General features: G+C 64.1%; 14 protein-coding genes. 5 read left to right on the top strand and 9 right to left on the bottom strand.

All coding sequences use genetic code 11. The features are described 5' to 3' along the window. Positions 1 to 2: 2 nt before the first annotated feature. The 3 genes from ABS45_RS02020 to ABS45_RS02010 form a co-directional block, all read right to left on the bottom strand. Complete coding sequence (locus ABS45_RS02020) at positions 3 to 851, bottom strand: ChbG/HpnK family deacetylase (RefSeq protein ID WP_291552423.1); 849 nt, start codon at positions 849 to 851, stop codon at positions 3 to 5. A gap of 86 nt (positions 852 to 937) precedes the next feature. Continuing rightward, a complete protein-coding gene (locus ABS45_RS02015) occupies positions 938 to 1,486 on the bottom strand; it encodes an NUDIX hydrolase (RefSeq protein ID WP_291552421.1) in 549 nt (182 codons plus the stop codon). 18 nt (positions 1,487 to 1,504) lie between these two features. Further along, entirely contained in the window at positions 1,505 to 2,200 is a 696-nt protein-coding gene (locus ABS45_RS02010; protein ID WP_291552419.1) for a fumarylacetoacetate hydrolase family protein, read from the bottom strand. A gap of 61 nt (positions 2,201 to 2,261) precedes the next feature. Here ABS45_RS02010 and pgeF point away from each other — a divergent pair, with 61 nt between their 5' ends. Continuing rightward, positions 2,262 to 3,068 (top strand): peptidoglycan editing factor PgeF, encoded by an 807-nt coding sequence (pgeF, locus tag ABS45_RS02005; protein ID WP_291552417.1) that lies wholly within the window; start codon positions 2,262 to 2,264, stop codon positions 3,066 to 3,068. Here the strand turns inward: pgeF and ABS45_RS02000 are convergent. Continuing rightward, positions 2,955 to 3,290 carry a hypothetical protein gene (locus tag ABS45_RS02000; protein ID WP_291552415.1) on the bottom strand — a complete coding sequence of 112 codons (336 nt, stop codon included), beginning with the start codon at positions 3,288 to 3,290 and terminating at the stop codon, positions 2,955 to 2,957. The two genes, pgeF and ABS45_RS02000, sit on opposite strands and share 114 nt — an antisense overlap. Positions 3,291 to 3,401: 111 nt before the next feature. Here ABS45_RS02000 and phaC point away from each other — a divergent pair, with 111 nt between their 5' ends. From phaC to phbB, 3 genes are all read left to right on the top strand, one after another. After that, entirely contained in the window at positions 3,402 to 5,129 is a 1,728-nt protein-coding gene (phaC, locus tag ABS45_RS01995) for a class I poly(R)-hydroxyalkanoic acid synthase (protein ID WP_291552413.1), read from the top strand. A gap of 68 nt (positions 5,130 to 5,197) precedes the next feature. After that, positions 5,198 to 6,379, top strand: a complete 1,182-nt coding sequence (locus ABS45_RS01990) for an acetyl-CoA C-acetyltransferase (RefSeq protein ID WP_291552412.1) — start codon at positions 5,198 to 5,200, stop codon at positions 6,377 to 6,379. Between the two features lie 107 nt (positions 6,380 to 6,486). Continuing rightward, the gene (phbB, locus tag ABS45_RS01985; RefSeq protein ID WP_291552410.1) at positions 6,487 to 7,224 is read left to right on the top strand and encodes an acetoacetyl-CoA reductase; all 738 of its coding nucleotides are present in this window, start codon (positions 6,487 to 6,489) and stop codon (positions 7,222 to 7,224) included. Between the two features lie 347 nt (positions 7,225 to 7,571). Here phbB and ABS45_RS01980 read toward each other — a convergent pair whose 3' ends face one another. Both ABS45_RS01980 and ABS45_RS01975 read right to left on the bottom strand, forming a co-directional pair. After that, complete coding sequence (locus tag ABS45_RS01980) at positions 7,572 to 9,503, bottom strand: ATP-binding cassette domain-containing protein (protein WP_291552409.1); 1,932 nt, start codon at positions 9,501 to 9,503, stop codon at positions 7,572 to 7,574. Between the two features lie 72 nt (positions 9,504 to 9,575). Continuing rightward, positions 9,576 to 10,739, bottom strand: coding sequence for a PilT/PilU family type 4a pilus ATPase (locus ABS45_RS01975; protein ID WP_291552407.1), 1,164 nt, complete (start codon positions 10,737 to 10,739; stop codon positions 9,576 to 9,578). A gap of 128 nt (positions 10,740 to 10,867) precedes the next feature. Between ABS45_RS01975 and ABS45_RS01970 the strand changes: the two genes are divergently transcribed. Further along, positions 10,868 to 12,373 carry a methyl-accepting chemotaxis protein gene (locus tag ABS45_RS01970; protein ID WP_291552405.1) on the top strand — a complete coding sequence of 502 codons (1,506 nt, stop codon included), beginning with the start codon at positions 10,868 to 10,870 and terminating at the stop codon, positions 12,371 to 12,373. Between the two features lies 1 nt (position 12,374). Here the strand turns inward: ABS45_RS01970 and ABS45_RS01965 are convergent, their stop codons facing one another. From ABS45_RS01965 to dusA, 3 genes are all read right to left on the bottom strand, one after another. After that, positions 12,375 to 12,995, bottom strand: coding sequence for an RnfABCDGE type electron transport complex subunit B (locus ABS45_RS01965; protein ID WP_291552404.1), 621 nt, complete (start codon positions 12,993 to 12,995; stop codon positions 12,375 to 12,377). Between the two features lie 16 nt (positions 12,996 to 13,011). Beyond that, positions 13,012 to 14,370, bottom strand: coding sequence for a polyhydroxyalkanoate depolymerase (phaZ, locus tag ABS45_RS01960; RefSeq protein ID WP_291552402.1), 1,359 nt, complete (start codon positions 14,368 to 14,370; stop codon positions 13,012 to 13,014). Positions 14,371 to 14,578: 208 nt separating this feature from the next. Continuing rightward, positions 14,579 to 15,586 carry a tRNA dihydrouridine(20/20a) synthase DusA gene (dusA, locus tag ABS45_RS01955; RefSeq protein ID WP_291552614.1) on the bottom strand — a complete coding sequence of 336 codons (1,008 nt, stop codon included), beginning with the start codon at positions 15,584 to 15,586 and terminating at the stop codon, positions 14,579 to 14,581. Between the last annotated feature and the right edge of the window lie 171 nt (positions 15,587 to 15,757).

Genomic DNA, 15,757 nt, shown 5'->3' with positions numbered 1-15,757 from the left:
AGTCAGGAAAGGCGGCAAAAAAGGCGGCCGCCACGCACCAGCGTGACGCGGCTGGCGGCAAGCTGATCGGCAAAACGGCTGCTGCGCAGGTGCTCCCACTCCCAGGCGCGCGCGGCGGCGATGGCATCGGGCGGGGCACTGGCATCCGGCGCGGGCTTGCCGGGATGGCACATCAGCACGCAGGCAGCGGGCGAGTGCTCCAGCCAGTGGGCCATGTGTTCGGCATAGCGGGCCTGATCGCCATCGAAATCATAGATGCCGGACAAGGCTGCAGCGCTTGCCACGCCTGCGGTGGCAGCTATCTTTTCAAGCCGATTGGCGCCCATCGCGGCGATGACGCGGCTTTTCAGGTCGGTGGTGCCCGTCGGGGTGCGCGACAGTCGCAGCCAAGGGCCGCGAGCGCCGTAACGCCTGGCCAGCAGCTCCACCAGCGGCTCGCGTATGCCGGCAAACTGCTGCACGTGCTGGTGTCCGTCGACATGGTCCGGGGCGGCATGCCAGTGGGCCTCGAACCGATCCAGCTGGCGCTCGATGGCGTCGCGCGCCCGGCTGCGGTCAAAGCCGCCGGCCAGCGCTCGCAGCATGGCCGCGCCCAGCCCCATGCCGTGACCTGCCGCCACTGCGAACGGGCTGGTCCAGTCCAGGTGCAGCCCGACGTCCAGGCGCCCCCGCAGCGCCTGCAGCGCGGCCGCATCCTCGGGCCAGCGTGGCGAGAGCACCATGGCGCTGGTCGCACTCAGCCGCCCGGCCTGCGCCAGCGCTTGAATGGCCTGGCTGATGCCGGCACTTTGCGCGTAGTCGTCGGCGCACAGCACCAAAGGTTTGGTCTGGGTTTCAGCTTGGGGTGTCATCACGGAGAGGGCAACCGGGCGGGCAGGCTGACACGCTGGTCGGCGGCCGCCCAAGACGCGGCAGCCGGCGCGCGTGCCATGCGCAATCAGGAAATATCGATGCAGTGAAAGCCGAAGCTGCCTGCGCGGCGATCGGCGAAATAGCATTCCAGCGTCTTGCTGACGGTGCGAAACGCCATCTGCTCCCAGGGAATCTCGGCTTCCGTGAAAAGACGGGCTTCCAGCGTCTCGGCCCCGGGGTTGAAGTGTTCGCTGTGCAGCGTGGCGCGGTAAAACAGATGCACCTGGCCCACGTGGGTGACGTTGAGCAGCGTGAACAGCGGCCCCATGGCGATGTCGGCGCCCGCTTCCTCGTCGGTTTCACGCGCGGCGCCTTGCGCGGTGGTCTCCTGCAATTCCATGAACCCGGCGGGCAAGGTCCAGAGTCCGCGGCGCGGTTCGATGGCGCGTTTGCACAGCAGCACCCGATCGCCCAGCACAGGGATGGTGCCGACCACCATCAAGGGGTTTTCATAGTGGATGGTGTTGCACCGCGTGCAGACGGCGCGCGTATGCGTGTCGCCATCATCGGGAATGCGATAGACGACGGGGGCGCCGCATTCGCGGCAATGCTTGATGGGGCGGCGTGGAAACATGAAGGGGCTTTCACGCTCTCAGACGACTTTGACCTGCAGTGACTCAAGCCCATCGATATGGCCGACCATCCGATCGCCGCGCACCACGGCGCCCACCCCGGCAGGCGTGCCGGTGAAAATCAGGTCGCCCGGCTCCAGCCGCCATGCGCGCGAGAGGTGCGCGATGATTTCGGGCACGCTCCAGATCATGTCGGCGATGGTGCTCTTTTGCCTCTCGCTGCCGTTGACGGTCAGCACGATGCCCGCTTGGGCGATGCCCGCAGCGTGCGCGGCAGGCGTGATCGGGCCCATCGGTGCGCTGGCGTCAAAGCCCTTGGCAATGCTCCAGGGGCGGCCCTTCTGCTTGGCTTCGGTCTGCAGGTCGCGCCGCGTCATGTCCAGGCCGACGGCATAACCCCAGACATGCCTGAGCGCGCTCTCCACGGCGATATCGACACCGCCTTGTCCTATCGCCACCACCAGCTCAAGTTCGTGGTGGTAGTTGCTCGTGAGGCTGGGGTAGGGCACGGCTGCGGTTTGCCCGGCTGCTGCGGGCACCACGGCGTCGGCCGGTTTCATGAAGAAAAACGGTGCCTCGCGCCCGGTGCCGCCCATTTCCCTGGCGTGCTCGGCGTAATTGCGCCCCACGCAGTAAATGCGGTGCACCGCGAAGCGCTGGTCCGAACCGCAGATGGAGATGCTGACTGGATCTGCAGGGGGGAGAACGTAGGACATGCGTGTGTTTTGTGCTGCGGGTTCAAGACGCGCAGTGTGCCACGACGGGTATCCTTGCGCGGTGTCACACGACTGGATCATCCCCGATTGGCCCGCCCCCGCGCGCGTGCGAGCGCTGTGCAGCACGCGCAGCGGCGGGGTCAGCGTGGCCCCGTGGGACAGCTGCAACCTGGGCGACCACGTCGGGGACGAGCCTGGCGCCGTGCGCGCCAATCGCGCCCGGTTCGCTCATGCCTTGCAGGCTGCAGAGGGCGATGTGCGGCCGGTGTTTTTGCGTCAGGTGCATGGCACGCAGGTGCTAGCTATCGATCACGACACACCCGATGACGCCGAAGCCGATGGCTGTACCAGCCGCACGGCTGGCTTGGCGTGCACGGTGCTGGTGGCCGATTGCCTGCCGGTGCTCTTGACCGACAAGGCGGGCACGCGCGTGGCTGCGGCGCATGCCGGATGGCGCGGGCTGGCAGCGGGGGTGCTGGAAGCAACTTTGCAATGTTTTTCGCCTTTTGGGCTTGAAAGTCAAGCGCAAAAAGCTATCAAAACAGAAGTCATTGCCTGGTTGGGTCCGTGCATAGGCAAGGCGGCTTTCGAGGTGGGCAGCGAGGTGTTTGCGGCCTTCACCCGGGCAGACCCCGGCGCCGCCACTTGCTTTGCGGCATCGGGGAATGAGGGAAAGTACCTGGCCGATCTGACTGCGCTGGCGCGCAGGCGGCTGGCGGCGGCAGGCGTGTCGCGGATCTACGGCAACGATGGTTCAGAGCGGTGGTGCACGGTCTCCAATCCGGCCCGCTTCTTCTCCCACCGGCGCGATGCCTCTAGTCTCGGCGCCAGCGGCCGCATGGCCGCCAGCATCTGGCTCGTTGGCTGAACCCGCCGTCAGTGCATCTTCCCGGGATGCCGCTTCATCCCTGGCGCGGCGTGCGCGCTTGCGCGCTGGAGTGCCAAGGATGTAGCCGATCAGCGCGGCCGGCAGCAGCCCGTAGAACACCAGAGTGATGGCGCCCCCCGCCAGCGTACCGCCGGGCGCCGCGGCCTCGGCCACCGCCATCATCAAGGTGACATAAATCCAGGCGATGAGAATCAGGTACATACCCGATAGCGTGCCACACCACGGGGCATCCCTTGTGCTGGTGCATGGCTTGACGCATGGGCGACAATAGCGGGACCCTCCAACCAATCGTGAAGTGAAAGCGAGGCTTGCATGAATTTCGATCCCAAGCAGGCGCAGGACACGGCGCAAAAGATGCAGCAGATGTGGACCGACGCCTGGGGCCAGCTGCTGCAGGCCTTCAAACCGGTGGATGTGGGTGCGGTCGCCACCAGCATGCAGCCGCTGCAGGCGGTCGGTTTTTCGCCCGAGCGGCTGGCGCAGCTGCAAAAGCAATACCTGGATGGCGTGCATGCGCTGTGGAACCAGAGCTGGGGCGCGGGCAGCTCGGCCGATGCAGGTGGGCGCAGCGATCGGCGGTTTGCGGCGGAAGAATGGGGCAAGAACCCGCTGTCCGCGTTCAGCGTGGCCGCTTACGAATTGCAGGCGCGCACCTTGAACGCCATGGCCGATGCGGTGCAGGCGGATGAAAAAACCCGTGCGCGCATTCGCTTCAGCGTGGAGCAATTCCTGGCGGCAAGCGCGCCGAGCAATTTCCTCGCGTTCAATGTCGAGGCGCAGAAGAAGGCGCTGGAAACCAACGGCGAGAGCCTGGCTGCGGGCATGGCCAATCTGCTCAAGGACATCCAGCAGGGCCACATCTCCATGACCGACGAAAGCCGGTTTGAAGTCGGCAAGAACGTCGCCACCACGGAAGGCGCGGTGGTGTTCCAGAACGAGTTGTTCCAGCTCATCGAATACAAGCCGCTGACCGCCAAGGTTTACGAGAAGCCGTTCCTGATGGTGCCGCCATGCATCAACAAGTACTACATCCTGGACCTGCAGCCGGACAACTCCTTCATCCGCAACGCTGTCGCGCTGGGTCACCGTACCTTCGTCGTGAGCTGGCGCAACCCCGACATGTCGCTCGCCGGCAAGACCTGGGACGACTACATCGAGGACGCGATCATCAAGGCCATCGCGACCGTCAAGGAAATCACCGGCGCCAAGCAGATCAATACCTTGGGCTTTTGCGTCGGCGGCACCATGCTCTCCAATGGCCTGGCGGTGCTGGCGGCGCGCGGTGATGATTCGGTGGCCAGTGCCACCTTCCTTACCACGCTGATCGACTTCACCGAGACCGGCATCCTCGATGTGTTCATCGACGAAAACTTCGTGCGCCTGCGCGAGATGCAGATGGGGCAAGGCGGCCTGATGGCGGGCCAGGATCTGGCCTCCACCTTCAGCTTCCTGCGGCCCAACGATCTGGTGTGGAACTACGTGGTGGGCAACTACCTCAAGGGCGAAACGCCGCCGGCGTTCGATCTGCTCTACTGGAACTGCGACAGCACCAACCTGCCGGGCCCCTATTACGCCTGGTACCTGCGCAATTTTTACCTGGAGAACAAGCTGGTTCAGCCCGGTGGCGTCACCGTTTGCGGCGAGAAGCTTGATCTGCGCCAGGTCAAGCTGCCGGTCTATGTCTACGGCTCGCGTGAAGACCACATCGTGCCGATCGGCGGCGCCTACGCCTCCACCCAGGTGCTGCCAGGCAAGAAGCGTTTCGTGATGGGCGCTTCCGGGCATATTGCCGGCGTGATCAATCCACCCGCCAAGAAGAAGCGCAGTCACTGGACGCGCGAAGACGGCAAGTTCCCGGCGGCGGTCGACGACTGGATTGCCGGCGCCACCGAGCACCCGGGCAGCTGGTGGGACGACTGGGCCGCCTGGCTCAAGGGCCACGCGGGCAAGCAGATCGCCGCGCCCAAGACCTATGGCCGCGCGCCCGGGTTCAAGGCGCTGGAGGCAGCGCCAGGCAGCTACGTGCGGCAAAAGGCGTAAGCTGTAGCCGTCAAGGCGCCTGCGGGTACTTCAGGCGAGCACCGATTTTTTGAAGTGAAAGGTTGATCATGGAAGACATCGTCATAGTTTCTGCCGTCCGCACGCCCGTGGGCAAATTTGGCGGCGCGCTCGCGCACACGCCGGCAACGGAGCTGGGCTCCATCGTCATCAAGGAGGCGCTGGCGCGTGCCAAGGTGGGACTGGACCAGGTCGGCGAAGTCATCATGGGCCAGGTGCTGGCAGCCGGCTGCGGCCAGAATCCGGCACGCCAGGCCATGATGAAGGCGGGCGTGGCCAAGGAAACGCCGGCGCTCACCATCAATGCCGTCTGCGGTTCAGGGCTGAAGGCGGTGATCCTCGCGGCCCAGGCAGTGGCCACGGGCGACAGCGAGATTGTCGTTGCCGGCGGGCAGGAAAGCATGAGCCTGTCCCCCCACGTGCTCAATGGCTCGCGCAACGGCCAGCGCATGGGCGACTGGAAGATGACGGACACCATGATCGTCGACGGCCTGTGGGACGTATACAACCAGTACCACATGGGCATCACGGCGGAGAACGTCGCCAAGGCGCATGGCATCACGCGTGAAATGCAGGACGCGCTGGCGCTGGCCAGCCAGCAAAAGGCTGCGGCGGCGCAGGACGCCGGGCGCTTCATCGATGAAATCGTGCCCGTCAGCATGGCGCAGAAGAAGGGTGATCCCATCGTCTTCAGCGCCGATGAGTTCATCAACCGCAAGACCAATGGGGATGTGCTGGCGCACCTGCGCCCGGCGTTCGACAAGGCGGGCACGGTGACGGCTGGCAATGCCTCCGGCATCAACGATGGTGCGGCCGCGGTGGTGGTGATGACGGCGAAGAAGGCGGCGGCGCTCGGCCTCACGCCGTTGGCGCGCATCGCGGCCTATGGCATCACCGGGCTCGACCCGGCCACCATGGGCATGGGGCCGGTTCCGGCCTCGCGCAAGGTGCTTTCGCGCACCGGCTGGAAGGTCGCCGACGTGGATTTGTTCGAACTCAACGAAGCCTTTGCCGCGCAGGCCTGCGCCGTGAACAAGGAGCTTTCGGTCGATCCGGGCAAGGTCAATGTCAACGGCGGGGCGATTGCGATTGGCCACCCCATCGGGGCGTCGGGTTGCCGCATTCTGGTGACACTGCTGCACGAAATGCAGCGCCGTGGCTCGAAAAAAGGCCTGGCTGCGCTGTGCATCGGCGGTGGCATGGGTGTTTCCATGGCCGTCGAGCGCGCCTGAGCGGCGATGATTTTCGCCCGTGCTTGGTGTTTTCCATGGCACGGGCGAGCATGGAACTCGGTTAGAGTGTTCAACCGGGTTTTGGTTGAGGAACAAGGAGTTTGACCATGGGAAAAAGAGTTGCATACGTCACCGGCGGCATGGGCGGTATCGGTACCGCCATCTGCCAGCGTTTTCACAAGGACGGCTACACCGTCATCGCCGGCTGCGGCCCGACACGGGACTACCAGAAGTGGCAGGCCGAACAGAAGGCGCTGGGCTACACCATCCATGCCTCGGTCGGCAATGTCAGCGACTGGGATTCGACGGTGGAAGCTTTCGCCAAGGCCAAGGCCGAGCATGGCCCCATTGACATTCTGGTGAACAACGCCGGCATCACGCGCGACCGGATGTTCATGAAGATGACTCCGGAAGACTGGCGTCAGGTGATCGACACCAACCTGAACAGCATGTTTTATGTCACCAAGCAGGTGGTGGCCGACATGGTGGAGCGGGGCTGGGGCCGCATCATCAATATCAGCAGCGTGAATGGCGAGAAAGGCCAGGCCGGGCAGACCAACTATTCCGCCGCCAAGGCGGGCATGCACGGCTTCACCATGGCGTTGGCGCAGGAGATGGCGACCAAGGGTGTGACGGTGAATACCGTTGCGCCAGGCTACATTGGCACCGACATGGTCAAGGCGATCCGCCCGGACGTGCTGGAAAAGATTGTCGCCACGGTGCCCGTCAAGCGCTTGGGCGAACCCAGCGAGATTGCCTCCATCATCTCCTGGCTGGCGTCGGAAGAGGGTGGCTACTCAACCGGTGCAGAGCTTTCCGTCAATGGCGGTCTGCACATGAACTGAGCCTGGCGCTGCCCAGCAAAAAGCCCCGCATTGCGGGGCTTTTGTCGCTCTGCGCGTGTCGCTGCAATTTGCGCCAGTACAGGCGCTGACCATTACAGGCAGAAACGCTGCGGCGCGCGCTTGCGATCGCGCTCGTCTTCGGGCCAGAGCGCAGGCTGTTGGGTAGAGCGGAAAGTGGTGCGGGACATCGTCAGAACTCCTTAGATGACACCACAACGCCGGTGGGGCTGGAGCCGTTGACAAGGTTTCAACAAAATATTCGGGTTTCTACCAACTGACGCCGTTTCCTGAAGCTGTCATCGCAAGTATCTGTCAAAAAACAAGAATTCTCTTTCTTTCCTTTGCCGTCACAGTTGTTCGATGGCTTCCGAGAGCTCCAGCCAGCGCTCTTCATCAAGCGCCAGCTGATCGCCGATGGCCTTGAGGCGACGGCCGACTTCGGCGATGCGTTCGGAGGCAAGCACGGTGGACAGTTCGGTTTCGAGCGCCGTTTTCTCACTCTCCAGCGCGGGCATGCGCTTTTCGATTTGCGCCAGCTCCTTTTTGAGCGGCTTGGCTTTCTCGGCCAGTTGCTGGCGCTCCTGGGCGGCCCGGCGCCGCACCTCGCGCGGATCGCTGCCAGGCGCGCTGGAGTCACAGTGGTTGTCATCGATGCGTGCTTCTTCACGCAGGCGCCGTGATTCATCGATTAGGTAGCGCTGGTAGGCGTCCAGATCGCCGTCAAACGGGTGCAGTTCCCCCCGGGCAATGAGCCAGAAATCGTCGCACACGGCGCGCAGCAGGTGGCGGTCGTGGCTGACCAGCATGACGGTGCCGTCAAAATCGTTGAGTGCCATGGCCAGTGCTTCGCGCGTGGCCAGGTCAAGGTGGTTGGTGGGTTCGTCCAGCAGCAGCAGGTTGGGCCGCTGCCAGACGATGAGCGCCAGCACTAGCCTGGCCTTCTCGCCGCCGCTCATGCTGCCTACCGCCTGGCTGACCATGTCTCCGGTGAAGTTGAAGCTGCCCAGGTAGTTGCGCAGTTCCTGTTCGCGCGCTTGCGGGCCTGTGGCGGTTTCCTTTTCGAGCCGTGTCAGGTGTTCCAGCGGCGTGTCTTGCGGGCGCAGCACGTCAAGCTCCTGTTGGGCAAAGTAGCCTATGGTGAGGCCCTTGCCTTCGGTGACCTTGCCGGCGAGCGGCTCCAGGCTGCGGGCGATGGTCTTGACCAGGGTTGATTTGCCCTGGCCGTTGGCGCCCAGGATACCGATGCGCTGGCCGGCGAGCACGGTTTGCGTCACGCCGCGCACGATCGGGATCGCGCTGCCGTCTTCGCTGCGGTAACCAAAAATGGCGTCGCGCAGTGCCAGCATGGGGTTGGGCAGATTGGCCGGTTCGCGGAAGGCGAAGCTGAAATCGGCTTCGGCCAGCACCGGCGCGATCTTCTCCATGCGCTCGATCTGCTTGACGCGGCTTTGTGCCTGCCGCGCCTTGGTGGCCTTGGCCTTGAAGCGGTCGATGAAGTGCTGCAGATGCGCGATTTTTTCCTGTTGGCGCTCGTACGCTGCCTGTTGCAGCAGGAGTTGTTCCGCACGCTGGTCTTCAAACGCGCTGTAGTTGCCGCTGTAGCGCGTGATGCGGGCGTTTTCTATGTGCAGCGTGACCTGGGTCACGGCGTCGAGGAACTCGCGGTCGTGGCTGATGACGAGCATGGTCCCGCCATAGCGCGCCAGCCAGCTTTCGAGCCAGACCAGCGCATCCAGGTCGAGATGGTTGGTGGGCTCATCGAGCAGCAGCAGGTCGCTGGGACACATCAGGGCACGCGCCAGCTGCAGTCGCATGCGCCAGCCGCCGGAAAAGCTGTTGACGGGCTGCTGAAGCTGCCCAGGCTGAAAGCCCAGCCCAAGAATCAATGTCTGGGCCCGCGCGCTCGCATCGTGCGCTCCGGCATCGTGCAGGTCTGCGTGCGCCTGGGCGATGGCCATGCCGTCGCCAGAGTGCTCGGCGCGCGCCAGCTGTTGCTGGCATTGCGTCAGCCGGGTGTCGCCGGCAAGGACGAAGTCGGTTGCAGGTTCAGCCGTCTCCGGCATCTCTTGCGCCACACTGGCAAGGCGCCACTGCGACGGCAGTTCGAGCTCGCCGCGATCCTCGTGCAGCGTGCCTTGCAGGAGCGCGAAGACGGACGACTTGCCGGCACCGTTGCGGCCGACAAGGCCGACGCGTTCGCCGGGTTGGATGGTGGCGCTGGCGCCATCCAGCAGCACTTTGGTGCCACGGCGCAGGGTGACGTTTTTCAGTTGAAGCATGGGAGTGCGGTCCGATCGGTGCCGGACCGAGGCCGGGGCGCGCAGCTGCTGCGCCCCGGAGGGTGCAGGTGGTTATTCGGGCTTGACGTCGAGGACGATGTCGGTGAAGGACGGGCCCGTATCTTCGGGCGCATCCTGTGCCTGCTTTTGTGCCTGTGCGGCCTTGGCGGCCAGACTGAAGTCGTTTTGCAGACGCCAGAGCAGATTGGTTGGAGAGTCGGAGTTCGCAAGACCTTCCTTGCGCGCGATCTTGCCATCCATGATCAGCTTGGCGAGCGCCTCCTCGAAGGTCTGCGAGCCCTCCGCCATGGATTTTTCCATCGCCTCGCGCACGCCGGAAAAATCGCCTTTTTCAATCAGATCGCTCACCAGCTTGGTGTTGAGCATGACTTCCACCGCGGGCAGGCGGCCGCCTTCGGGCGTGCGCACCAGGCGCTGCGAGATGATGGATTTGAGCGCCGAGGCCAGATCGCCCAGCATGGTGGGACGCACTTCCACCGGGTAGAACGAGAGAATCCGGTTGAGCGCCTGGTAGCTGTTGTTGCCGTGCAGCGTCGCCAGGCACAGATGGCCGGACTGGGCGTAGGCGATTGCGGCGGACATGGTTTCCCGGTCGCGGATTTCGCCGATCAGAATAACGTCGGGCGCTTGACGCAGCGCGTTCTTGAGCGCGGTCTGCAGCGTGCGGGTGTCACTGCCGACTTCGCGCTGGTTGACGATGGACTTGCGGTTCTTGAACTGGTACTCGATCGGCTCTTCCACCGTCAGGATATGGCCGGGTGATTCGCCGTTGCGGTGGTCGATCATGGCCGCGAGCGAGGTGCTCTTGCCCGAGCCGGTCGCACCGACGACGAGGATCAGCCCGCGCTTTTCCATGATGAGCTCGGCCAGCACCGGCGGCAGGTTCAGCGTGCCCAGCACCGGAATGTCCTGCGGGATGAAGCGAATCACCACGGCGAAGCTGCCGCGCTGGCGCATGGCGCTGACACGAAAGCGCCCGACCCCGGTGATGGGCACGCCCATGTTCAGTTCGCCGGTCTCTTCCAGTTCTTCGATGCGGTCGGGCGCCACCACCTCGGCCAGAAGGCTGCGGGGGGCATCCGGCGACAGCAGTTGCTCGTTGACCGGGATGCATTCGCCATTGATGCGGATCAGCGCTGGTGCATTCGCCGACAGATAGACATCCGAGGCCTTTTTCTCGCCCATGAGTCGCAATATGCGTTCCATCGTGCCCATCTGTTACCTCTTCTGCTTGATTTGTGGTGGCATTATCGAATATGACACGGCTTTTGCGGCTTTTGCGGCTTTTCGACGGCGACGGCCGCGCTATCGTTGAAGGTCGGGAAAACAAAGGAGACAGCTCAATGGCAGAGATGTGGCTATTGCGGCCGGGGGTATCGCTGATGCATCGGCTTTCGCTGGGTGGCAAGTGCGCGCTGGCGGCTGGCGTGGCAGCAGCGGCATTGGTGCTGGCCGTCGGTGTGCCGGTGCGCGACACGACTTCGACGTGGTTGCTGTGCGTGGCAGGTTTACTGGTGCAGTGCTATGTGATGGCTTGCCTTTGGCAAAGTCTCGCGGTGAACGTGGTGCAACTGGCCAGCGTGATGCAGAGCGTTGCCCAGGGAGATCTCTCGGTGCGTGCCGTGGTGCGTGGCAAGGGGCAGTTGGCGCATCTGGGCGAGCGGCTGAACCACATGGTGCATACCCTTTCCTCCATGGTTGCGGACATCCGCAGCAATGCCGCATTGGTCGCGCATGCCGGGGAGCAGTTGCTGCACGATAGCCGGCAGCTTGCCGAGCGCACCGAGCAGCAGGGGCAGAGCCTGGCGCGCACGACCGCCAGCGTGGAGCAGTTGGGCAGGGCGCTGGAGAGTGACGACGAAGCGGCCCGGGATGCGGATCAGCGCGCGGCGCAAGTCAAGCGGGCGGCCGATGCCGGCGTGCTGGCCATGGGCAGCGCGGTGCAATCGGTGCAGGCGATCCAGAGCGATGCCAAACGCATGAACGAGATCATCGGCGTGATCGATGGCATCGCCTTTCAGACCAATATCCTCGCCTTGAACGCTGCCGTGGAGGCAGCCCGTGCCGGCGAGCAGGGCCGCGGTTTTGCCGTTGTGGCGGGTGAGGTGCGATCGCTGGCGGGTCGCTCGGCCGAGGCGGCGCGCGAGATCCGCGTCTTGATCGGGACCTCCGTCGGGCAGGTGGAAACCAGTGCGGCGCAGATCCGCGCCGCGGGGGAAGGCATCGAGGTCATGGCCTCCGGTATCCGCACGGTGGCGGACAAGCTCGGCGGCATCACGCATTCCGTGGGCGAGCAGCGCCTGGGCTTGCAGGAGATCGCCGAGGCGGTGCACCAGCTGGAGACCATCACCGAAAGCAACAGCGAGATGGTGGGGGATGCGGTGGGTGAGGCCACCCGGTTGCAGACGCGCGCCGCAACGCTGTCGCAGGCGGTGCAGAACTTTCGCCTGCAGCAGGGCACGGCCGACGAAGCCGTGGCGCTGGTCCAGCGTGCCATGCAATTGCATGCCACGGGTGCCGGGAGGGAGTCCTTTCTGCGCAGCGTGACGGACCCGGCGAAGCCCTTTCACGACAGGGACATGTATGTGTTTGCCCTGGATGCTGCCGGGACGTATCTCGCCTTTGGCGGCAACCCGGCGAAGGTGGGCACGCGCGTACAGGATATTCCCGGCATCGCCGGCGATGCGCTGGTTCGCGACATCGTGAACCAGGCGGATCGCGGGCCGGGTTGGGTGGAGTACGATATTACCAACCCGGTGAGCGGCAAGGTGCAGACCAAGATGTCCTACGTGCAATTGGCCGGGGATCTGTACCTTGGCTGCGGGGTGTACAAGACGCTGGTGGCCTGAATCACAGCCGCTGCGTGCTGCGTTCCCGCGCACGTGCCAGCACGGCGGCGATGGTGGATTTTCTGGGGTCAGCCTGCGGCGCATCGGGCAGGGCGGGCGTGACGGCCTCTGGAATTGATAGCGCCAGACGCGCCTGGTGGCTTTCGTAGCGTTGGCGTGCGTGCTGCTGCAGCGGCGCCGACCAAGCGGCCCAGCCGGTGGCATCGCCGCTGACGTTCTCCATCGCGATGCAATCCACCGGGCAGGCGGGCACGCACAATTCGCAACCAGTGCAATGTTCCTCGATGATGGTGTGCATGCGCTTGTGGATGCCGGTGATGGCGTCCGTCGGGCAGGCCTTGGCACACAGCGTGCAGCCTATGCACCAGTCTTCGTCGATTACCGCGACCGTGCGCGGGCCCTCGGTGCCATGGGCGGGGTTGAGCGGGCGCACCGGCTGCCCGGTGATGGCAGCGAGCCGGACCACGCCTTCGGCGCCGCCGGGCGGACATTGGTTGATCGACGCCTGCCCTTGGGCGATGGCGCGGGCATAGGAAGCGCAATCGGGGTAGCCGCAGCGCGTGCATTGCGTCTGCGGCAGGGCGGCCTGGATGCGCGCCGCCAGCAGCGCATCGCTATCCACTGCGTACTGTCCCTGTTCAGGCCACTTTGCGTTTGCGTGCCGGGGGCGTTGCCTCGGTGGCTGCCACGGCGGCGGGTTTGGCCGTGGTTTCTGCGGCAGTTGCCGTGGCTGCAGGCTGGTTCTGCGCAATGAACTGGCGCACGATGGGATAGACCTGCTCACGCCAGCGGCGGCCGCTGAAGATACCGTAGTGGCCTGCTCCTTCCACGGTCAGGTGTCGACGCTTGTCCTCAGGGATGCTGGTGCACAGGCCGTGCGCGGCTTCCGTCTGGCCCGAGCCGGAGATGTCGTCCAGTTCTCCCTCCACGGTCAGCAGTGCCGTGTGCCGGATGTCCTGCGGGCGCACGCGTTCAGTCTTGCCGTCGGTGGAGACCACATCCCAGGTGCTGTTGACCAGGCTGAAATCCTGGAACACCGTCTTGATGGTGTCAAGGTAATACGCTGCGTCCATGTCGAGCACCGCGTTGTATTCGTCGTAGAACTTGCGGTGGGTCTCGGCGCTGGAGTTGTCGCCCTTGACCAGATTCAGGAAGTAGTCGTAGTGGCTGGACGCGTGACGGTCGGGGTTCATGGCCATGAAGCCGGCGTGCTGCAGAAAGCCGGGATACACCGGGCGGTCGTGGCCGGCAAAGCGGCTTGGCACGCGGTAGATGACGTTGTTCTCGAACCACTGGAAGCTGTGCTCTTCGGCCAGGTTGTTCACCGCGGTGGGTGAGCGCCGAGCGTCGATCGGGCCGCCCATCATCACCATGCTGTTCGGTGTTTTCTCACCGCGGCTGGCCATGAGCGATACCGCGGCCATGACGGGCACCGTGGGCTGGCAGACGCTGATGACGTTGCAGTTGCCGTAGATGCCTTGCAGGTGGCGGATGAATTCCTGCACATAGTTGATGTAGCTGTCGAGCCCGAAAATGCCGTCTTCCAGTGGCACGTCGCGGGCGTTTTTCCAGTCGGTGATATAGACCTTGTGACCCGTGAGCATGGTGCGCACGGTCTCGCGCAGCAGCGTCGCGTGGTGGCCCGATAGCGGAGCCACGATCAGTACCGGGGGCTGCGCCTTGAGCTTTTCCAGCGTCGGCGGGTCATCGGTGAAACGCTTGAAGCGGCGCAGCTCGCAAAACGGCTTGTCGATCTCCACGCGCTCGTCGATCGCCACGGCAACGCCGTCCACGGGCACCTTGCGAATGCCGAATTCGGGCTTTTCGTAGTCCTTGCCCAAGCGGTGCAACAGGTCGTAGCCAGCGGCAATCCGGTGGGCCACTTGTGTTTCGCTGAAGGGCCATTGCGGATTGCGATAGAGCTTGGACATGACCTGCGCCATGTCGGAGAACGGCTCCATCAGGGTGCGCTGGGTTTCGTAAAGGGTATAGAGCATGAAGAAGCCTGTTGATGCTGCAGTGCAGCAATATAGCAATATTATGTTTCTTGTGCGGTTGGTGGAACCACTCGGTTTGTGTCGCTATCGCGACACTGGTGCGATCGGGCAACGGAATCGATCGTGAGCCGGGCGCATCGTGTGTCGCTCCATGATGCAACGCATTCTGATTTTGGAACTTGCAAAGCAAAATACGCGCCAAAAACGCTTATGCAAGTGCCGGAATATCGGCGTCCCGGGGGCGAAAAGATCGCTGGGCCAAGGCCGCGACTTCGCGCGCAGGCAGGTGCTTGAGCCGGTGGTCGCTCCATTGCTGGCGCCAGTGGCGTGCACCCGGCAGACCGTTGTAGAGGCCAAGCATGTGCCGGGCAATGGATGACCAGTGCGTTCCGTGCTCGTGCGCCTCACGCTCCATGTAGCCAACCATCGCCTGTTCAATGGTTTCGCGGCTGCTGGTGGACGGCGTGGCACCGAAGAACTCGGCATCCCAGCCCGCCAGCCACCATGGGTTGTGGTAGGCCTCGCGGCCCACCATGGCGCCGTCCAGCCCTTGCAACTGGGCCTGCAGCGCGCTGCTGTCGCGCAATCCGCCATTGGCCACGATGGTCAGCCGTGGGAAATCGTGTTTGAGGCGCAGCGCAATGTCGTAGCGCAGTGGCGGGATTTCGCGGTTTTCCTTCGGGCTCAGGCCCTTGAGCCAGGCATTGCGGGCGTGGACGATGAAGACCGTGCAGCCGGCCTTGGCCACGGTGCCGACGAAATCGCGCACAAAGCCGTAGTTCTCGTTGTGATCCAGTCCGATGCGGTGCTTCACGGTGACGGGGATGCTGACGCTGTCGACCATCGCCTTGACGCAGTCGGCCACGAGATCCGGTTCGCGCATCAGGCAGGCACCGAAGGCGCCACGCTGCACGCGCTCGCTCGGGCAACCGCAATTGAGGTTGATCTCGTCGTAGCCCCAGTCCGCGCCCATGCGGGCTGCCAAGGCCAGATCGGCCGGTTCGCTGCCCCCGAGTTGCAGCGCCAGCGGGTGTTCGGCTGCGTCAAAACGCAGGTGGCGCGCCACATCGCCGTGCAGCAGGGCGCCGGTGGTCACCATTTCGGTGTAGAGCAGGGTGTGGCGCGTGAGCAGGCGGTGAAAGTAGCGGCAATGCCGATCCGTCCAGTCCATCATCGGCGCCACGCTCATTCGCCAATTGCTATATTGTTGATTTATAAGGCTTTTTTCCACTTGCTACCGCTTAATATTTAGGCAACGTGTGCAATAGTTAACGATAAGTGCACACGAAGTGCACGCAAAAGTGCAGAATCTGGGCATCAACCAATGCACACGACTGCACACGCATGGCGACATTTTCTCAACTCCCGTCCGGCAAGTGGCGCGCAC

Origin of the sequence: Comamonas sp. SCN 65-56 (assembly GCF_001724135.1) — a bacterium.
GTDB lineage: Bacteria > Pseudomonadota > Gammaproteobacteria > Burkholderiales > Burkholderiaceae_C > Comamonas_C.
The sequence above is the reverse complement of the archived record's forward strand: the minus strand, read 5'-3'. Positions and strand labels throughout refer to the sequence as shown.